The organism is Psychrosphaera sp. F3M07 (assembly GCF_018860345.1).
Lineage (GTDB): Bacteria > Pseudomonadota > Gammaproteobacteria > Enterobacterales > Alteromonadaceae > Psychrosphaera > Psychrosphaera aquimarina.
Genome location: NZ_JAHKPJ010000011.1, coordinates 266,547 through 287,453 on the forward strand (window position 1 = coordinate 266,547; position 20,907 = coordinate 287,453).

General features: G+C 37.6%; 13 protein-coding genes. 7 read left to right on the forward strand and 6 right to left on the reverse strand.

Annotated elements, in window-relative coordinates; all coding sequences use genetic code 11:
- Positions 1–240 precede the first annotated feature (240 nt).
- The 3 genes from thrC to thrA are packed head-to-tail and all read right to left on the reverse strand — an operon-like array spanning position 241 to position 5,009.
- Complete coding sequence (thrC, locus tag KO505_RS04830) at positions 241–1,515, reverse strand: threonine synthase (protein WP_216054311.1); 1,275 nt, start codon at positions 1,513–1,515, stop codon at positions 241–243.
- Between the two features lie 57 nt (positions 1,516–1,572).
- Positions 1,573–2,556, reverse strand: coding sequence for a homoserine kinase (gene thrB, locus KO505_RS04835; protein WP_216054312.1), 984 nt, complete (start codon positions 2,554–2,556; stop codon positions 1,573–1,575).
- Positions 2,557–2,558: 2 nt separating this feature from the next.
- The gene (thrA, locus tag KO505_RS04840; protein WP_216054313.1) at positions 2,559–5,009 is read right to left on the reverse strand and encodes a bifunctional aspartate kinase/homoserine dehydrogenase I; all 2,451 of its coding nucleotides are present in this window, start codon (positions 5,007–5,009) and stop codon (positions 2,559–2,561) included.
- Between the two features lie 612 nt (positions 5,010–5,621).
- On the opposite strand from thrA, the gene KO505_RS04845 reads away from it, so the two are divergent.
- Complete coding sequence (locus KO505_RS04845; RefSeq protein ID WP_216054314.1) at positions 5,622–7,376, forward strand: sensor histidine kinase; 1,755 nt, start codon at positions 5,622–5,624, stop codon at positions 7,374–7,376.
- A gap of 97 nt (positions 7,377–7,473) precedes the next feature.
- On the forward strand, positions 7,474–8,379 hold the full coding sequence (gene rdgC, locus KO505_RS04850) for a recombination-associated protein RdgC (protein ID WP_216054315.1): 906 nt from the start codon (positions 7,474–7,476) through the stop codon (positions 8,377–8,379).
- 96 nt (positions 8,380–8,475) lie between these two features.
- On the opposite strand, the gene KO505_RS04855 is transcribed toward rdgC, so the two are convergent.
- From KO505_RS04855 to KO505_RS04865, 3 genes are all read right to left on the reverse strand, one after another.
- Positions 8,476–10,755: a carboxypeptidase-like regulatory domain-containing protein gene (locus tag KO505_RS04855; protein WP_216054316.1), complete on the reverse strand. Its 2,280-nt coding sequence runs from the start codon at positions 10,753–10,755 to the stop codon at positions 8,476–8,478.
- 135 nt (positions 10,756–10,890) lie between these two features.
- Positions 10,891–11,817, reverse strand: coding sequence for a hypothetical protein (locus KO505_RS04860; protein ID WP_216054317.1), 927 nt, complete (start codon positions 11,815–11,817; stop codon positions 10,891–10,893).
- 94 nt (positions 11,818–11,911) lie between these two features.
- Entirely contained in the window at positions 11,912–15,859 is a 3,948-nt protein-coding gene (locus tag KO505_RS04865; protein ID WP_216054318.1) for a hypothetical protein, read from the reverse strand.
- A gap of 264 nt (positions 15,860–16,123) precedes the next feature.
- On the opposite strand from KO505_RS04865, the gene KO505_RS04870 reads away from it, so the two are divergent.
- The 5 genes from KO505_RS04870 to KO505_RS04890 all read left to right on the forward strand — a co-directional run bounded on the left by KO505_RS04870 (position 16,124) and on the right by KO505_RS04890 (position 20,848).
- A complete protein-coding gene (locus KO505_RS04870; RefSeq protein ID WP_216054319.1) occupies positions 16,124–16,732 on the forward strand; it encodes a DUF2726 domain-containing protein in 609 nt (202 codons plus the stop codon).
- Positions 16,733–16,885: 153 nt separating this feature from the next.
- Positions 16,886–17,578 (forward strand): 5'-methylthioadenosine/S-adenosylhomocysteine nucleosidase, encoded by a 693-nt coding sequence (mtnN, locus tag KO505_RS04875; protein ID WP_216054320.1) that lies wholly within the window; start codon positions 16,886–16,888, stop codon positions 17,576–17,578.
- Complete coding sequence (locus KO505_RS04880; RefSeq protein ID WP_216054321.1) at positions 17,578–18,555, forward strand: cobalamin biosynthesis protein; 978 nt, start codon at positions 17,578–17,580, stop codon at positions 18,553–18,555. Before mtnN ends, KO505_RS04880 begins: the two co-directional genes overlap by 1 nt.
- A gap of 13 nt (positions 18,556–18,568) precedes the next feature.
- The gene (locus KO505_RS04885) at positions 18,569–18,949 is read left to right on the forward strand and encodes a rhodanese-like domain-containing protein (protein WP_216054322.1); all 381 of its coding nucleotides are present in this window, start codon (positions 18,569–18,571) and stop codon (positions 18,947–18,949) included.
- Positions 18,950–19,039: 90 nt separating this feature from the next.
- The gene (locus tag KO505_RS04890) at positions 19,040–20,848 is read left to right on the forward strand and encodes a sodium:proton antiporter (protein WP_216054323.1); all 1,809 of its coding nucleotides are present in this window, start codon (positions 19,040–19,042) and stop codon (positions 20,846–20,848) included.
- The last annotated feature ends 59 nt before the right edge of the window (positions 20,849–20,907 follow it).

Consider the following 20,907-nt stretch of genomic DNA (forward strand, 5'->3'; position numbering starts at 1 on the left):
GCAGAGCAGTATTGGCAGAAATACTCTGTAGATGCATGTATTAACAAACATCTACAGGGAGCAGAGTTTCGAGACGCGAGTTTCGAGTTTCGAGTTTCGAGCTTCGAGATTCGAACTTCGAGTCACGAGTTTCGAGTTTCGAGTTTCGAGTTTCGAGCTTCGAGCTTCGAGCTTCGAGTTACGAGCTTCGAGTTACGAGTTACGAGCCTAAACACTAACATCTAAACAATGTTTATTAACTTATGCAGTTAAATACGCACGTAGTTTATCAAAGTCCGCGTCCATTGTTTCAGATAATATTGTTGAACTGGCAACCGCTGCTAATTCTTTTGGTAAAGGAATTAACTCACCTAAAATATTTTCAACACTTTCTTTAAACTTAGCTGGATGTGCTGTGCCTAAGAATATACCAACTTCATCATCTTCAATGCTGTGTTTTAAGGCTTTATAAGCAATAGCACCATGAGGCTCTGAAACATAGTCATTTTGATAAAGTTGTTTTACGCCCATCTGGCTAGAGTCTTCGTCAATCATAGTAGAAGACAGTAAGTCTTTATCAAACCAACCTAAGTCCATCATATGTTGAATACGAGGCCAGTTGTTTGGCTCACTCACATCCATCGCATTAGATAAGGTGGCAACCGTTTCTTTTGGATCCCATTCACCTGTTGTAAGGAAACGAGGAACCGTATCATTTTCGTTAGTGGCAGCAATAAAACGCTTAATTGGCAAACCTAATACTTTGGCAATGATACCAGCGGTTAAGTTTCCAAAGTTACCACTTGGGATTGAGAATACTGACTTGTCTCTTTGCTCAACCGGTAGTTGTGCTACTGCTTCAAAGTAATAACAAACTTGAGCAAACAATCGGCTTATATTGATAGAGTTCGCAGAATTTAAGCCAATTTCTTTACGTAACTCAGCGTCTTCAAATGATGCTTTAACTAACGCTTGGCAATCATCGAATGTGCCTTTAACTGCGATCGTTTCAATGTTGCCACCTAAAGTGCAGAACATTTTTTCTTGTAAACGGCTGATTTTATTTTCTGGGTATAAGATCACAACTCTAATGTCTTTAATACCATAAAATGCATGGGCTACCGCAGCGCCAGTATCACCAGAAGTCGCCGTTAATATAGTTAACTGGCCTTGCTGGTTAAACTTTTTCAAACACTGGGCCATAAAACGAGCACCAAAGTCTTTAAACGCTAATGTTGGGCCATGGAAGAGCTCTAAGCTATGAATGTTTTCACTAACTTGTTTTAACGGTGCAGGGAATTCAAATGCATTTGTTAACATGTCTTCAAGGTCTGCTTGGCTAATTTCGTCGTTCAATAAATGAGACAAAACGATACTGCTGCGCTTAATAAATGGTAATGCTAATAATTCATCAATGTTTGATAGTTTTTTTATTTGTTTTGGGAAAAACAAACCTCGGTCACGGCCTAAACCTTGTTTAACAGCTTGTTCAAAACTTACCTGCTGATCATTATGCTTTATGTTCTCTAACAGCATGGTTACCTCTTTGACTTCTCTAAATTAATTTAATCGGTGTTGTTACTGAGTTATTGTTTAATTGGTTAACTCTATGTCTTTCGCACCCTGAATTGCACATTGGCAAATATGAACAAATCCTTTACCAGCTTGGATATAGTTTTGTTCAAGATAATTTTTATATTTTTCTGCTTGGGCTAAGTCGCCGGTAAGAGCAAACAACGTTGGTCCTGCCCCAGATATGCCAACCGCCAACGCACCTTGTTCTAACAAATGTTGTTTTGATGATTTAAACCCTGCTATTAAATCGGCTCTATACGGCTCGGCAATAACATCTTTAATGGTTTTTGCCGCTATCGTTTGTTCACCTTGATATAAATAGGCCACAAACGCAGATAAATATTGTGCATTATAAATTGCTACAGACTTATCCACTTGTTTAGGCAATACTTCCCTCGCCTCTTTGGTTGGCAAAGAAAAACCAGGAAATGCTACTACCCAATACCATGAATCTGGGTTTGGTAAGTTAATCACAGGTGCTGACTCGTGCGGACTCATTAACTGTAAACCGCCAAAATAACTTGGTGCCACATTGTCATAATGTAAATCACCACTAGCACCCGCTTCTACTTCGCCCATTAAGGTCAATAATTCTTGATCTGTGTATGGCAATTCAAACAAACGGTTAAGTGCCGTTAAGCTAGCTACAACAGAACAAGCACTTGACCCTAAACCACTGCCCACAGGCAATGATTTCACTAATTCCATTTTTACCGCTGGGTATTCATCAGAATTGCTTAATTTTGAACGAAACAAAACATAAGCAATCCAAGCAAGGTTTTGCATTTTGTCCGTGGGACATACATGAGCAAACTCGCCAGAATTTATCATTTCATCTTGTTGGCTAAATTCAACATGAACAGTGTCACCAAGTGGTTGTTGGTCAATTCGAACTAATGCGGCACCTAATAAGTCAAAACCAACACTTACATTACCGGTACTCGCTGGCGCATAAGCTGATGCTTTACGCCCAATCAGTTCATTTTTATTAACTGCATTCATGACTACAACATCACCTCTTGTTGCCAGCTTAATGTTCTCATTACATCACCAAATACACCGGCAGCGGTTACTGCAGCACCAGCACCATAACCACGTAATACAATTGGAATTGGTTGGTAATACGCACTGTGTATTGCTAATGCATTTTCGCCATTTTTAACAGCATGTAGTGCATTATCAGGTCCTACAGATACAACCTTAACCTTACACTTACCTTCTTTGATTTCACCCACATAACGTAGTACTTCACCGTTAGATTTAGCATTTTCGTTTAGCGCTTCAAAAGTAGGGTCTAATTCAGGTAAACGTGCCAAAAACTCTTCAACCGAACCTGACGCGTCAAAGTCATCGCCTAATACAGATTCAATTTCAATATCAGATAATTCTAATTCCATCCCTGACTCACGAGCCATGATAAGTAACTTACGCGCGACATCCATACCACTTAAGTCATCACGAGGGTCTGGTTCGGTGTAACCCAATTCTTTTGCTTCAATGGTTGCTTGAGACAAAGTTTGACCTTCATCTAATTTGCCAAAGATATACGACAATGATCCAGACAAAATACCTTCAAACGCCACTAATTCATCACCAGCATTAAACAACCCTTGTAGAGTGTCTATAACTGGCAAGCCAGCACCAACCGTTGTTTCGTATAAGAAACGACGCATTGTTGATTGTGCTGTTTCTCTTAATTCTGAGTAATACGCCATGCTACCAGTGTTGGCTTTTTTGTTTGGTGTGACGATGTGGAAACCGGCCGCTAAAAACTCAACATATTGACTGGCAACGCCTTCCGAAGAGGTACAGTCAACCAATACTGGATTTACCAAATGATTGTCTTGGACAAAACGTTTGATGTTTAACAAACTAAACGCAGGTTCAGCTTGCTGTAGTAATTCTTCATAGTTTTCTAAATCAATACCATCTTGGTTTAATAACAATTTACGACTGTTGGCTATGCCATAAACGTTTAATCGGATGTTACGATCTTTCAGCCATTGTTGTTGACGTTTGATTTGTTTTATCAATTCACCACCAACAACACCACAACCCAATACAAACAAATCAATTGAAGGTATTTTTGTAAAAAAGTTTTCGTGGCAAACTTTAATTGCATCTTCACATTTACGACGTTCAACAACTGACGAGATTGAACTCTCTGTGCTGTCTTGCGCTATGGCTAATATGTTTACTCTCGCTTGTGCTAACGATGTAAAGAATTTTGCAGCAATGCCTTTATGTTGACGCATGCCTTCACCAATAAGTGAAACGATAGCCACTTCATCATTAACTTTTGGTTTATCCAATAAACCATTTTTTATTTCTAACTCAAATTCGTTATATAACGCCGCGATTGCTTCTTTTTTATGTTCTGCAAAAATACAGAAACTAATGCTAAATTCTGACGATGATTGTGTGATCAGTACCACAGAAATTTCTTTATCCGCCATTGCTTTGAAGGTACGGCTTGCCATGCCAACCACCCCTTTCATGCCAGGACCAAATACCGTCAACATACATACATCGTTTAAACTAGAGATAGCTTTAATTGGTGTTGTGTTATTTGCTTCAGTTGCGATAACAGTGCCTTTCGCACTTGGGTTTAATGTATTTTTGATCACACATGGAATTTTATAGTGGGCTAATGGACCAATGGTTTTTGGATGTAAAACACTGGCACCAAAGTAAGATAATTCCATTGCTTCTGAATAAGATAACTTATCAACTAAAGTGGCGTCTTTTACTTGTCTTGGGTCCGCACTATATACACCGTCAACGTCTGTCCATATTTCACAGATGTCGGCATGCAAACAAGCTGCAACGATAGCTGCTGAGTAATCACTGCCATTTCGACCTAACGTTGTTAATTGACCATCTTCATTGGCAGCAGTGAAACCAGGTAACAAGTAAACTTCTTTTCCACTTTGCATTTCATTCATGATAGCGGCACGACTGAGTTCGATATTCGCCACACCATTTAAATAGTCATCGCTGCTAATGATAGATTTAGTTGGCTCTAAAACCTGAGAGCTTACTCCCATAGCGTTAAATACTTGTTGCATAAGTAATACACTAAATACTTCACCACGACTGATGACAAAGGCTTTTACGTGAGCAGGACAATGATTTAATAACTGTACACCGGTCAACTTACTATTTAGTTCGGCAATAAGTTGGTCAATTTGTGAGAGTAACTGCTGTTCAGACTCACACTTAGAAGCCTTGGTAATTTGCTCTAGATTTGATTTTAAACCGTCTAAACTTGCTTTGAACTCGGCACCAGACTCGGCGATATCACACAAATCCACAAGCTGGTTGGTTACGCCCTTTGGAGCTGAAAGTACCGCTGTTGTAATAGAGGTTTGAGCTTGTCCCGCAATAATATTTGCCACTGTGGCAAAACGTTCATGATCGGCTAACGAGCTACCACCAAATTTAACAACTTTCATAACTACTTTCCTTTTATTAAACAAAAACCCGTGATATTAATCACGGGCTCTGCAAGTATTGTGCGCACCAGTGACTACACTACCCAGTTAGGGTGGTGTTGATAATAATGATGGTGTCAAATGTGTGCTTTTGCATATGTGTAAAATCGAATTATTAGAGTAAAAAGTCAAGTGCTTTTTACGACACTTATAATTGCAAACGGTGCAATTTGCTAATATATGACCTGTTCTCGGTTTATTAATCGCCTGTCGATAAGATGTTTGACAACTAGTCAGAAAAAACGCTAGCGTCTATAATCGATTCATCATAAGTACCTGAATTGTATTTATACTTTAAATAATAACGACACTTCTGATCCCTAATAAAAGGTTAAATAGACATTTCTTTTATTAGTTTTGCATAATGGTTTTGTCTTAAGTGAAGTATATTGGTATAAATGAACCGTTAAGCCATTCGTTTTGTGAAAAAGCGCTTAAGATTAACTAATTACTAAAACCTATTGAGCAAATTTAAAGTAATTAGTATAAATTAGTAATTATGCTCAGGCATTAACTTTTATTATTAGAGTTAGATGTCAAAATAACTAAAGTTAATGTAGGAATATCATCGGAATGCAGCCAAGCAAAAGTATATCCAGACGCCTGTTAGTGAGCGTTTTATCAGTTTATTTTATATTAACCTTTGTCGTTACCTGCGCGCAGATTTATGCCGATTACTCCAATACAAAAGATTACATCAGTCACGAATTACGTAACTTAGAAAAAACCTTTAGTGCAAGTTTAACTAGGGCTATTTGGGAACTTAACACTCCACAAGTTGTTTCTATATCTGAAGGTTTGTTAGAGATCCCTATGGTCGAGGGCGTATTAATTCGTGATGATAATCGAGAACTTCTCACTCAGATGGGTGGCATTGCAAATTTCACTGACTTCCAAGGTACGGAATTGAGTGAAGTAGGTGCGGTCATTTCTGGTAAAGATGGTTTATTTGGTTATACCTTCCCGCTTATTTTTGAATTCTCCGGACGAACAACACAAGTTGGTGATGTGACTCTATTCTCAAGCCGAGAAATTGTTATTAGCCGGATAATGCTTAGTATATTATTTTTAATCGCCAGTGCGATTATTAAAACCATTTGTTTAGTTGTTTTGTTCTCCATTGCCTTTAAAAAGTACCTCACCACTCCGTTAGGTGAATTAACCGAGAAAATTGAAAAAATCGATATGGAAAATATTGATGATGCTCAAATTCAAATAGATCAAGAAGAAGAAAACGAACTAACTGTTATTAAACATTCATTTAATGATTTGATGGCAAAAGTGTCTAGCTCTCAAACCGAATTAAAACACGCGCAAAAACAGTTAGTGAAAACCAACGACAGACTCGATCAACAAAACTTAATGTTAGAACAAGAAGTAGCTAAGAAAACAGCTAACTTAAGCCAAGCTATGATGGATCTGCAAAAACAAAAATACCAATTAGAAACTCAACAAAAAACCTTAAAAGAAGAAATAGAAACAAGGCGTGGTACTGAGTCTAAATTATTACACCAAACCACTGAGTTAGAACACACCATTGAAACTTTAGGCATGGCTCATGGCAAATTGGTTGAGTCAGAAAAATTAGCGGCGTTAGGTGGTTTAGTGGCTGGTATTACCCACGACGTAAATACCCCTATTGGCGTTGGTGTGACCGCCACCAGTTACCTCTCAGATCGATTAAGTGAACTTGACAAAAAATTCCATGATAAATCGCTAAGTGCCAATGATATGAAAAACTTCATTGATGAAGGCAATCAAAGCATAGAGTTGTTAAATAATAATTTAAATAGAGCCAGTGAGTTAATTGCTAGTTTTAAACAAATAGCGGTAGACCAAGCCAGTGAAGCTATTAGAACCATTAATTTAAAAGAATACCTGAATGAGATCATTACCTCTTTAAAACCCAAATTAAAGAAATCTGCACACGAAATAAATATCGACTGTCCAGATGACATCATAATGAAAGTGCCAGCCGGTGCCATTTCACAAATATTCACTAACTTCTTATTAAACAGTGTTATCCACGGTTTTGATGGTAGAGAAAATGGCCAAATAGACATTGTAATCAAAGATTGCGGAGACACAGTTAAAATTGAATACAAAGATAATGGTAATGGCATTAGTAAAGAACAACTCAATCGTCTATTCGACCCATTTTATACAACTAAACGCGAACAAGGTGGCTCAGGTTTAGGCACTAATATCGCTTACAACTTAGTGAAACAAACTTTAGACGGTGAAATTGAAGCGGAAAGTGAATTAGAAAAAGGTTTAACATACCGCTTAGAATTACCAAAAGTTAAAAAAGATCCTTCAATTTCGTAATTTAAAGAACAAACTAATTAGGCTGCAATTGATGCAGCCTTTTTTGTATTTGTTTGTTATTATCTTGCGCCTCTAGATTATGGAATAAGAAAAACATATGTGGTTTAACAACGCCTTTATTTATCAATTCACCAAGCCATTTGACACGCCAAATGAAGAGTTAGAATCATCACTTAATGAACATCTGTTTCGTCCTTGTGGTAGCCAAGATCAATTAAAACAAGGTTGGGTTTCCGCTATTCCAGGCACCAGTAATATGGTTCATGTAGCTGGCAAGAATGCCCTTGTGTGTTTAAAAACAGAAGAAAAGGTTTTACCAAGTTCGGTTGTTAAAGACGCATTGGAAGAGAAAGTTCAACTATTACAAAATGAACGTGGCCAAAAAGTGGGTAAAAAAGAAAAACAAACTCTTAAAGAAGAGATTGTTCAACAACTATTACCAAAGGCGTTTACTAAAAGCAGTCGTTTGTATGCTTATATCAATACTGAAAAACAAATCATTGTTGTAAACACCAGTAGTGCAAACAAAGCAGAAAACTTATTAGCGTTTTTACGTCAATCTTTAGGTTCATTGCCAACCCTTCCTCACAAGCCTGACGGCGATTTAATTGTGACTATGACACATTGGGTTAAGAACAACGATTTACCGTCGCCATTCACGTTTGCGAACGATATAGAGCTAAAAGCGTTGGATGAAGAAGCGGCTGCGGCAAAATTAAAAAATCATGATGTGACTGAAGAAGAAGTTCAGTTACATATAACAAATGGTAAATACGTCCATAAATTAGCTTTGGTTTGGGCTGAAAAAATTAAGTTCAACTTAAATGAAGATGCCGCATTAAAACAAGTTAAGTTCTTAGACATAGTTAAAGAGCAAAATGATGACGTTGCTAGTGACGATCACCTTGCTAAATTTGATGCTGATTTTGCATTAATGACCGGTGAATTGAATGAGTTAATTGAAGAGTTAGCCACCACTTGGACTAACCCTGAAGAAAACTAAAACGTTAATTTTTTAACAAAAAACCAGCTCTGATGAGCTGGTTTTTTTTATTATTAGGGACGGCATTTAGTCATTTTAATTTTTTTGAGTTTCAATCTAATTATTGAGCTCTGAGTTGTCAAAATATTCTAATAACGCGATGTTGGAAGAACGCGCTTCAACCTGCGTTACCCCCTCTTTAAAAATGAAATCCGTTACTAAACTTCTAATCGTATATATGTTACCCGCCTTATCAACTATCTCAACATCGCGTTGCTGCGTCATGTAACATGTCCCTTCAATATCATCACAATTACTAACATTAGCGTCGTCAGCCTCAGAATAATAACTCTTAGTGATTATACCTAGTTCGGTTTCATTCCATTCAAACGGGAGCACTTCAACTGTATTGCTATCAATGTGACGGTATTGCTCCCCAAATTTATCAGTAGAGAATTGTAAAAACTCCGTTGGAGATTGGTAGGCTTTTGTTAATAACCCATATTGCCCATCTAATTCGAAAGAATTAACATCAAAGGCAACATTGACCGCCGCCATATCCCCACGTAACGATACAGTGGTAAGCATACCTGATGTACTCGTTTTCATTTTAGGATTAACATTAACCAATTCAGGTGCATTTATTAATAAGTTAGTTTGCCTTACGCCTTGTAAGTTGTTGATTTGGGCATAAGTCATCAAGTGATTTGTGGAATTTACCGTTGGATTATCGTCTGCTACAACTTCAATCGCTAATATACCAAAGGTAATGGCCCAATTAAATTGTACTTCACCACCATCAATTAGTTGATGATAAAAACCGGTACCATCGTCTTTGAATGTGGCATAAACCGATTCAATAGGCAAAGCAGCGAACATTAAGTTTGAATTATCAACGCTTTCATCTAATACAGAAATAACCCACTGAGAATCCATCAACTCTTTATCATCAAAAGGAATTACATCTTTATCTGACAGGGCATTAAATGTATTAAACTGTTGTAAATATGTGACTTCTGAAGAATCTGTATTTACCAATTTATAGCTGTAATCAACGTACAATTGCACGACTGAATCACTCGTTGGTAACTTTTTCACTTTCGCCGATGAATAATATTTATCGTAACAACTTGTGATATTGTTTTCGCTTGTGCAATACGTTTCAATAAATGCCCCTTCATCGTCTCGTGCTGCTATTGAAAGAACACCATCCGTTAATGTCCAAGTGATAACAAAGGTTCCACTAGACGTGCTCCAACTCCCCTCACCATCATCTTTTATATCGAACACATCGCTAATTGCACTTTGATACTCATCAGATTTAACAAGGTAAAATTTGTTAGTAAAACTAAAACGGGGATCTGCTGGTGTAAGTGTTGGATCATAAATAATGTCATTAATTAATTCATTAATAACATCAGGGTTTTCAGAGCTTATGTCGGCTATAAACTGCGCGGTTAATTGTTTATCTTTTACAAGCTGCAAGGTGTTAGTAATCCCCTCAGGTAATTCCACATTATTGTCCACTACGGCTTTGATCAGAGCGGCAATTTCTAATACGTCGTTAAAATCTAATTGTTTATTCATATCATCAAGTTGAGCTTGGTTTAGTAATCCGTCATCTTCAACTAGCTGATTATTTATGATCACATACTTAGCTGTCGTAACATTTGATACCGTTAGGTTATTATTTTCATCAGCTGTTAATACGCCATCAATACCCGCTGAGCTTAGCAGGCTTTCTCCATCGCCCAAGTACGACTTAAATAACACAGAGTCGAAGTCGTCAGAGCCTTCTGCAGTGACGACGACCATTAAGTCGTCTTCTGGAAACTCAACTTCTAAAGTGTATTTCCCTTGGTTATCAGCGGTTGTTTGAAATTCTAAATGACCTATAACAACCGTGACTAAAGCGTTGGGGATAGGTTCGTCGGTGACAGAACCAGAAATGATTAACTGTTTATTTACTTGAATTAACAAATCCACTTCTTTGGATATCGTTTCTAGCTCTCTGCCGTTATCAAAAGAAACCGACATTTGTAACGTTACCTGTGTATCTTCATCAACATCAGGTGTAACAAAATTTAATAATGCTTGGCCTTGTTCACTTACTTGTGTAAATGAAAGTGGCATATCAAAGCCAACCGGAGCATCAATAATCCCCCAGAAAACTTGCAGTTCGGCAGCATTGGTAGTGGTCTGTTTAATATCAGCTTGGATAGTCCAGGCGGTTTGTTCTTTGATAACATCTTTATTATTGAGCAAAACTTTATAGGCGACCAATTCCTTGACTGGGAATTGATCGTCAAAACCAAATATTTTCTTGGCAGTATCCTTACACCCCTGCAAGGTTAATAAAATAAAACCTACGACGAGTAAGTGTTTGTAAATTGTCATTATACCCTCAGATATTTGAGCTTAGTTGACCTTAATTTAGCTTGATAACAACTAATGTTGATAGCGGACATTACGGCTGAACTACCAATAAACCTAATATTTTCATAGTTTAACTCAAGGGTGGATAATCTACGATTAAAGATCCCAAGCAACAGATAAACCTAAAGCAAAAGCACTGGTAGTCGCAGCGGGTATACTCACCTTACGTTTAATATCGGTACCATCCATATCAGTCACTAAAGTTTTAGTTTGCAACTCACGTTCAGTTAATCGATAAGTAGCAAAGAAACCTAAATTAAAGCCTTTTTTAAACTTGAAAGTATAACGAGCTTCCGTTAAAAAATTGTAGCCTCCGGTTTCATTAAAACTAACATCTGAATTTACGGAGTTGAGGACATCTGTCCAAACCGGTAAACCAATTAAGGCTTTAGCAGAAAACATGTTTTCAGAATTAACCAAAGCACCACTTTCATAAACTAAGCCTGTTAATAAGTTTATATTGGCCACTACCTCTTCTGTGTAACTTGCATCGACGGTAACTAATTGGGAAAGAGATGTAATATTTGAGCGCTTAAATGTGTGCATGGCAAACTCAGCGCCTGCAGCAAACCTTAAATGCTCAGTATATTTAAATTGGATCAGTCCTGTTGTGGTGGCATCTGTGAAAGTGAAATCATTTTTTTGAACATCATTTGTTCCAGAGATATTCATTTCCGGTAAGTCAATATTCATAATCCAAATTTCATCATCCGCTGTCGGTGCAAAAGTTGCACTTGAGTCCATTGAGAAATCAAAAGTATCCGTCACATGATACAAACCACCGGTACGAATTGTCGGGCTGGATACTTGGCCATCGGTGACAATACTAAAAGGTATTTCTCGTCCAAATGCACTCACGCTATCTTTTAAACGCTCTTCATAACTGACGGATTCCATACCAAATGAAAAATAAGAGTAACTGCCAACAGAGTCAACATTCACCGGTTCGTTACTGGCATGTACGTGAGATATCGATGCAAAAACAAGGAGGCTATTGAAAAGTAACTTAGCTTTGTTAGACATAAATTTTTCCACTTAGAATAAAAGTTTTAACTGTAAACAAAAAAGCCACTTAGAAAAATAAGACTAAGTGGCTTTGTTAATTAACGTAAATGTATTATTTACGTATTGCTTTTTTACTTAGTGACTCAGCCGGAGTTTCAGCCGCTGCACTAGCTGTATTAAAAATATTAGCACCAGAGTCGAATGTTTCTTCCAATAGTACTTCATCGTCTTCACCTGACATGTCAGTGACTTTGATATTATCTATTTGAACATTACCTTCAGCTAAACGTAAATCAAGTGTGAAACCTTTAGTTTCAGCGTCCACTTCATCAGCCCAGAACTGCCAACTAGCTTCTCTAACATCTAAGAATAACTCTTTTGACAAGGTCAAAATAGATTCGTCATCTGAGTTAAATACGTTCAGAGTTGCCGTGGTAACGTCATCATCCAAATTGTCAGTGTCATTAGTATCGGTTACAAATGTCCATTCATAACGAACCCATTCACGTTGTGACCAACCTTCACCTTGGCGAATTGCATTGTCCCAGTCATGGTAGAACCAATCTGGTTGTTCGCTAAGGCTGTATATATCTAAGTTATCAGTCGTCCAATTTAATCCACCACCATGGCTTGCAAATAGGAACCAACGATTTGAATCTGTATTTTCTTCAAAATCAGACAATTTGAATATTGGAGACCACTCCCAATCGCCATCGTTGAAGCCATAGTTTTCACCCGCTTCATTTCCAGCAGCACTCATATTGGTACAACTATCATTATCTAGTGGGCCATCAAATTGGCACAAACCAGTTAAGTCCGTGTAGTCATCTGAATTCAAATCTGAAGAGTAATAGCCGTTTTGATATAACGTATTATTAAAGTTTGGAATATCAGCGTCTATGTCGGCTTCATTTACCCAATAGCTATTTCTCCAATCAAATTGAACTTCAACACGCTCATTAGCAGAGTTTTCCCAACCCCAAGGTACGTACAACATATCTTGGGTATTCCACTCAGGAGTATTTCCGTCTTCATCACGCCAATCTCCAAAATCCCAGTAATAGCGAGTTCCAGTGTCTTGATCAACATAATAATCAGCCACTTCTGTTAACACTTCACCATCTTCATCTGGATTTAAAGGGTCCATACCTAGATTACGTCTGTATAGTGTATTTTCACCATCACTATTGGTTTCCCAACGATCAGAATACACATTACCGTCAACATCAACATGGTGATATGGGATTCGAACATAACGTACTTTGTTTTCTTCTGCGTCATCTAAGAAGTAACCATCGTCTACTGAATCACCATCAATATCCGTGATAATTGGTTGGGCAACTCTTACTTCTTTATCTTGATTCCAAGCCGCACGCCACACCGTGTTATTAGACCATTGCCATTTTAATGCATAAGATTTATCAGCCGTTAATTCAAAACCATCATTCCAAGTCCAAAAATTACCATCTGAATCTGCAGGATTAGAATCAACATTGTTCCAATTAATTTGATGTGAATCTCTTAAAAACACTTCCACTTTAAATTTGCTAGAGCTAGGAACTGAATATTCAACTTTATGATTTAACGGATAACCTACATTCGCTAATGTTGTTTCACTGCTTGAATGCCAAGGGTTAAGTTCGTCAACACCAAACTTACCAACTTGGCCGTCCGTAATTCCAGCAACCGCACCGGCAAAACCTGTATACCAACCTTCACTAGGTCTTGTAGTCCACGACCAATTCAGATCAGACTCACCAGATAATAATTGAAAACCTTCAATATCAACGGCTTCGCCATCAATGTTAATTTCATAACTTGAGGCGGTCGTTAATGGATCGGTTGAGACATTAATATTACCTGTTGCATCATCAATAGTGGTTCTGTCTGTATCAAATATCATATGCATGGTACGGTTTAGCCAAATATTTAGGCTTAACGCTACTTCTTCTTTAACTTCATTGCCTTCTTCATCTTTTGTTACGGCATATACTGAAGTGCCAGAATTAACAGAGTTGGTATCCATATATTTACTAAATTCAACAGAGGCCGAATATAAATTCTCTTGATCTGTAAAGTAGTTAATAACTTTAGGGTTATTACCTGTGAAAACACCTGTTGAGCTACCACGTAATACTTCAATATCATCAATTTTATTTGAGTCACCTAACACTGAAGATGTTTGAGTAATTTCTAAGAACTCAGCTTCTGTTTCACCACGTTTCATTGATAACGTATCAATACGTCCAGAAATTGATGTACTTGTATTTTTGTCAAAACCAGTAAATAAAATTTTATCTCCTGATACTTTCCAATTATAGATATCGTAACGTTGTAACCAATCGTCATCTTCAAGTATATCAACACGTTTACCATCAACTAAACGGACAGCACGTATAACCGAACGAACGCCAAAATCTGGGTGTTCTCTGTCTTCAATATAATATGCAAAACCTTTAGCTACTTGTAAATCACGTTGACCATTGTCAAAGAAATTCCAGTATGAGTCCCAATCATCACCAACGATAAACTCCGCATAGGTCGCACCACTGTATGGCAACATACGTTTTAATTTTGCGATAAATAGTGTGCGGTCATTTAAATAACGTTCTTCGATAAATAAACCGTACATAGAGCCGTCATCACCTAAGATGATGCGCTTTGGTGAAACATTCCAATCATTATCAGAAAATATTTTCGTTTCCAATTCAAGAATGTAACGCCCTGGCCCTTCTACTCTTGGTTGTATAAACTTAATACCTGCATCCCAACCGTTCGAGTCTGAATAGATAACTGTGTTTGCATCATCTTTAGCATAAAAGAATTGCCCCCAAGGTAGACTATCTTCTAACGTGAATGTTTCAGGGTTTGTATTAGAAGCATTTTTCACTAAATTCAGACTGTATTGTCCGTTAGCTAATTGGTCATAATATGTGTAAGTGATAGTGTCATTAGGTAATGACATAAACGAGGACACAAAAAAGTTATCAGGCGTTAAGTTTTGACTGGTTCCATCTGGTGAAACTTTACGTAAGCTTTGTGATTCCCAGAAAGTTTGATTAAATTCAAACGAGTCGTTCACACCATCACCATCGGTATCAACTTCGTCCATTTTCTTAGCGATGAAATAAACATTACCATTCGCATCTATCTGTAATGGCTTACGTTTTTGATCACTTAACGTTTTACGGTAATCATCGTTAATACTAGCAGCGACGTAACCGACTTCAACACATGTCCACTCGGCAGTATCAACATTAACTTTAAATATTGCACAGCCTTCCGTCGCTTTAATGAATTCATGGCTATTCCATATATCCTCTTGTGCTAAAGCAAAAAATAACCAAGGCGTTACTTCAACTTCGTCTTCTGAAAATGGATCACTTTCGTCACGAGGTGTCACAGTAACTTCTTCCCAAACAACAGAATAAGAAACGTTCAAGTTATAATCTGATTCAGCAGCAAATTGTAAATCGCCATTTTCGTCAATAACAAAGAAGTTAGACGTTGTATCGTCAGCTAATTTTGCTGCTGCTTGAGCAGAATAACCGGCAGCTTGGATATTTTTAGCTCTTTCTAGTTTAGAAAGTTTTTTACCTTTTTTAGGAGAGTCGTGGAAAACAAAGGTATTTAATTTACGTCCATCTTTTGACATTGCACTTACAATGCCGCCAACGCTATTACCATCGCCTGAAGTTTGAGTCGCAGGATTTTCAGTTGTTACAACAGAAACGGCACCAGAAAGATTAAATGATAAAACATTGCCATCTCCTTCTCCTTCTCCTTCTCCTTCACCACCTGTATTTGGATCCGTTTGGATTGAACTATCATTAGGCGCAAAGTCAGCGTTATCACCAACGCCGTCTCCATCTGAGTCCATTGTTTCTGAACTATCGTCAGGAAAAGCATCTTCTGAATCGGCAACCCCATCACCGTCTCTATCTGAGGGTTGGGTTATACCACCATCATCAGGTGCGTCGTCTCCGCCGCCCCCACCACAGGCTGTTAAAGCGAGTACGCTGCTTAAAGCTAATAACTTTAATAACGATGTAATACTCATGATATCTCCTAGAACATTAATTTATTATTATAATTGTTTTTAATTATAGTTACTGTTTTATTCTAGCCTATTATTCTCCAATTAATAGACATTTATTGGTTTAAATTTTAATTTTTATTTAATGTAAATCAATGATTTATCACAACCACCTCATCTGACCAGAAATATTGGGACAACGAATAAATACAGCGTCAAATTTTATTGGCATTGTTCCTGCTATATCCATACATCAGAATATCCCGCAACAATTTATTGGAGATTTATATGGAATGGGCGTTAGTTTTATTAGTGCTGTTAATTATTACCGTTTCACTCGTGGCTAGTCATTTTATGGACAATAGCAACCCTTATCCCTTTAAAAAGAAAACACAATTATTAACCAGCATTGAACGTGGTTTTTTAGCACTACTAGAGAAAGCGGTTGGTAATGATTTTAAAATTGTTAACCGTGTAAAATTAAACGATATCATTGACCTGAAAGATTCGGTAACTGGCAAAGCTAAACGCTCTGCATTAATGAAAACGTCTTCAAAATATATCGATTACGTTTTGTGTGACCCAAATACATTCCGAATCATTGCTGCTGTTGATTTAGTTAATCACAACAAAGGTGGTCATAAATCTAAACAGGATTGGTTTGTCAATGGTGCGCTAGAAGCTGCTGGTATTCCTCATATTAGAATAAAAGTAAAAGCCGGATATCAAATCGAAGAAATTAGAAATGGCATCATGTACAAGATTGGTAAAAAAGAACGTTCAACACCACCTGAACCAATTATCAAAGGCAATATCCCTAGACGTCCCGTGGGTGCACTGTCCTCTTCACAAATAAAAGCTCAATTGGCAGCACCGGTATTCGCAAAAGCATCATAACGTAATGATTGCGACAAATTAACGTTTGACACAATAGGAGGCTTTGCCTCCTTTTTTGATCCAGTAGATTTTAGATAAATGAGTTAGCTTTCAAACAAGATTATTTTATACTGTGTCAAATTTTTGAATTAAGAATCTAATATAAGGTCTAACATGACTATCGCTATCATAGGTGCAATGGAACAAGAAGTTGCCATTTTAAAAGACAAAATGAACAACCGTGTTGAAACTAAAATCGCCGATTTTGTTTTCTACTCTGGCAAATTGAACAACCAAGATGTAGTACTTGTGCAATCAGGCATAGGTAAAGTAGCCTCTACCATTGCAACCGCATTGGTGATTGAACGATTCTCACCTAAATATGTTATCAATACCGGCTCTGCTGGCGGCTTTGATCCAGCGTTGAAAGTGGGTGACATCGCGGTGGGCAATGAACTCGTTCATCATGACGTTGATGTAACTGCATTTAATTATGCATTTGGTCAAGTCCCTGGAATGCCTGCCACATTTAAAGCCGATGAAACGCTAATTGCCGTAGCACAACAATGCATCAACAACCTTGATGGCATTACCAGTAAAGTTGGTTTAATCGCAACGGGTGATAGTTTTATGTGTGATCCTGAACGTATTAACCAGACTCGTGAACGTTTCCCGACTATGTTAGCGGTTGAAATGGAAGGGGCCGCTATAGCGCAAACTTGCCATCAATTAAAAACCCCTTTTTTAGTGATCCGTTCTTTATCTGATATTGCAGGTCAAGAATCACCAATGAGCTTTGATGCATACTTAGAAGTGGCATCGAAAAACTCATCGGCATTAATGTTGGATATTTTAAGCCAACTTTAATGATTGAATTTATCGACTCGGTTGTATCAATTTACCCAGAATTAATTGCATTAACTCTGGTTTTAATTTTGGAATGGATATTTCCGCTGTCGACCAAATTCACACCGGCATTTACCTTCAATGTTTTAGCAAGCGCCATATCCAATAAAGTGGCGCAATCGGGCACGACCAAACAACAATTATTGGCTGGCTGGTTAGCGTTAGGTACCTATTTGTTTTTAATTGCAACCATCGTTGGTTCAATTCTGTTTGCGGTTACTAATGATGTGTGGACACAAGCCATACTCTTGTATTTTGCGTTGGGGTATCAAACCGTCGCGAACCAGGCAAGTGCAATTCAAACTTGTATTAGTCAAAAACAAAAATCCGCAGCGAAAACCATTTTGTCGCACATCACTGAATTTGATGTGGATAGATTAAGTGAACTGGGCATTAATAAACTCACCCTAGAAAGTGTAATTAAACGTTTTGTTTCTTATTGGTTGATGCCAGTAATAATATTTATCATCTTCAATGGTTTTATCGCTATTTTATATCGAGCGTTATTAGAGGCTTATACGGTATGGCAACCTAAAAACCCTAAATTCAAACATTTTGGGCAAGCTGTATTTAGTATTAAAAATGGGTTTGAGTTTTTGCCTACGTTATTAATAGCCCCAATATATTCGGTTTTTAAATCAAGTCCTTTTTGGTCGCGTTATGTTAGTACTAACAAACACCAATGGCAGCAATCTCAAACATCATCCTTTAATCAATTAGTATGGTTAAGCATTGTTTCCGCAGGGTGTAAATCTGAATTAGCAGGTCCATTAATGTTAAATCAACAAAAGCTAACACGACCACGAATCAACCAAGGCGCCCCCCTATTTCCTTCAGCCATTGGGGAACTTTTAAAGTGGAATAATAGATTTAGGCTAAGCTTTATCTTGTTTAATATTGTGACTATCTCTACATTAGTGTTAACTAATGTAATTTAATAATGGACATAACATGAAATCATTCTTAATCACTATTCTGTCTCTATTCACAACCTTTGCAATTGCAGGTTATGACGGTACTAATAAACTAATCACTGCAAATGAGCTATTACAACAAAAAGACAACTATGTCATTTTGGATGTGCGTTCGGAAGATGAATTTAATCAAGGCCATATTGCCGGCGCCATTAACATCCCTCATTATGCCGTGTTAGATGAGTTAGAACTGCTAAAGTCTATGGATAAACCTATTGTTGTGCATTGCCGCAGTGGAGCACGAGCTTGGAAGGCTGAAAGAATGTTAATGAAAAACGGCGTTAACAACTTAATTCACTTAGAAGGTGACATGTTAAATTGGGTAGAGCAAAACTTACCGCTTATTACCAACCCATGAGCGTTAAATAACTTTCTCAAATTCTATTTTACTCGCATACTAGTTGAATCACCCTCATTCAAACTACATACATAAATTAAAGGGCATTAAATGACGGCATTATATATTGCAGGGATAGGCTTATGTGCGTTACTTGCACAATGGCTCGCTTGGGTCGCGCGCGTACCTGCTATTCTATTCTTATTAGTTACCGGATTATTATTAGGCCCTGGTTTTTCTATTGTTGATCCTGATGCCATTTTTGGTGATTTATTATTTCCTATCATTTCATTATCGGTGGCGATTATATTATTTGAAGGGGCACTCACCCTGCACTTCAAAGAATTAAAAGGCATTGGCAATGTGGTTCGAAATCTCTGTTCAATTGGCATGATAGCAACAGCCATTATTATTGGTTTTAGTTGTTATTGGTTATTAGATGTTGATTGGCGAATTGCCGCGGTAATTGGTGCCGTTCTAGTGGTTACGGGTCCTACGGTAACCGCGCCTTTGTTAAATGCGATGCGACCGACTGAAGAGATAGACCGCATTTTACGTTGGGAAGGCATAGTAATCGACCCTATCGGTGCTTTGTTTGCCGTATTAGTCTTTGAAGCCGTTATGTTATCTGGACACTCAGATATATTTAGCCATACAGCCGTCGCTCTGGTAAAAACCGTTGGACTTGGTCTAACCATTGGTATTATTGCCGGGTATATTACCAACTTAATAATTCAAAAAGAGTGGCTGCCATACAACTTACAAAAATTTGGAGTGTTATCTTTAGTCTTAATTAGCTTTACTGTTTCTAACGCTATTAGTCATGAATCGGGTTTGTTAGCGGTAACGGTTTTTGGTATCTACTTGGCAAATCAAGACGACCTAGAATTAGATTCAATTCTTGAATTTAAAGAAGACCTGTCACAAATATTAATTTCGATTTTATTTATCTTATTAGCCGCACGTTTAGAGTTAAACGAATTACTCTTGTTAGGTCCTAACGTTTTCTTCTTCATGTTAATTGTATTGTTTGTAGCTCGCCCTGTGTGCATTGCATTATCAACCTACAAATCTAGCTTAAATTGGCGCGCCAGAACCATATTGGCTTGGATTGCACCAAGAGGTATTGTCGCTGCAGCAGTTGGCTCTGTCTTTGCCTTAAGCATGAGTAAAGCGGGTATTCAAGGAGCCGATAAAATAGTACCAATCATTTTCTTAGTTATCATCGTCACTGTTGTGCTACAAAGCTTAACGGCGATACCAATTGCTAAGTTATTAAAAATACGTCAAAAACGACCATCTACAGTGTTAATTATTGGTGCTAATCATATTGCCCGAGCGATAGCTAAAGTATTACAAGAGCAAAAAGTAGATGTATATCTATCTGACCCAGCATGGGAAAACTGTCGTCTGGCACGTATGGATGGGTTAAAGAGTTATTTTGGTAATCCACAATCTGCACAAGCTGAACGTTTTTTACCTATGTCGAACTTAAAGACCTTAATTGGACTTTCGCCAAACAGGCATAATAATGCCTTGGGTGTGCAGTATTTCTCTCACATTTTAGAAGAGAAAAACGTGTATTCATTAAAGTCCTCAAGTGCCCACTCTAAAGCGAATAAAGACAGTTTAACCTTTTTATCTCGTCAAAATTTGTTTGGTGAAAATGCATCGTATTCTGTGTTAAGTAGCTTAGTTGCGAAAGGCGGCAAAGTCAGCGCCACTAAATTAGCCGAAGCATTTAACTGGGAGAATTATTTAGAAGTAAACAAAGAAGCTATTCCACTATTTGTGTTACAGCATTTTGATGAAGAAGATTATGTTCGAGTGATCCCATTTACTGTTGGCGGTGAATACGTACCAGACGTAGGAGATATGATCATCGCTATGCAACCTCCAAAGGTAACGATACTCAAGTAATCCTGAATTTGATTGTGAAACAAAGTACAGCTAAAGCTGTACTTTGTTACTTTAAACCC

Coding starts and splice junctions, on each gene's coding strand:
- thrC (WP_216054311.1), bottom strand. CDS start 1,515: ATGCTGTTAGAGAACATAAAGCATAATGATCAGCAGGTAAGTTTTGAA.
- KO505_RS04860 (WP_216054317.1), bottom strand. CDS start 11,817: ATGTCTAACAAAGCTAAGTTACTTTTCAATAGCCTCCTTGTTTTTGCA.
- KO505_RS04885 (WP_216054322.1), top strand. CDS start 18,569: ATGAAATCATTCTTAATCACTATTCTGTCTCTATTCACAACCTTTGCA.
- rdgC (WP_216054315.1), top strand. CDS start 7,474: ATGTGGTTTAACAACGCCTTTATTTATCAATTCACCAAGCCATTTGAC.
- KO505_RS04880 (WP_216054321.1), top strand. CDS start 17,578: ATGATTGAATTTATCGACTCGGTTGTATCAATTTACCCAGAATTAATT.
- thrB (WP_216054312.1), bottom strand. CDS start 2,556: ATGAATGCAGTTAATAAAAATGAACTGATTGGGCGTAAAGCATCAGCT.
- KO505_RS04870 (WP_216054319.1), top strand. CDS start 16,124: ATGGAATGGGCGTTAGTTTTATTAGTGCTGTTAATTATTACCGTTTCA.
- KO505_RS04845 (WP_216054314.1), top strand. CDS start 5,622: ATGCAGCCAAGCAAAAGTATATCCAGACGCCTGTTAGTGAGCGTTTTA.
- KO505_RS04890 (WP_216054323.1), top strand. CDS start 19,040: ATGACGGCATTATATATTGCAGGGATAGGCTTATGTGCGTTACTTGCA.
- KO505_RS04865 (WP_216054318.1), bottom strand. CDS start 15,859: ATGAGTATTACATCGTTATTAAAGTTATTAGCTTTAAGCAGCGTACTC.
- thrA (WP_216054313.1), bottom strand. CDS start 5,009: ATGAAAGTTGTTAAATTTGGTGGTAGCTCGTTAGCCGATCATGAACGT.
- mtnN (WP_216054320.1), top strand. CDS start 16,886: ATGACTATCGCTATCATAGGTGCAATGGAACAAGAAGTTGCCATTTTA.
- KO505_RS04855 (WP_216054316.1), bottom strand. CDS start 10,755: ATGACAATTTACAAACACTTACTCGTCGTAGGTTTTATTTTATTAACC.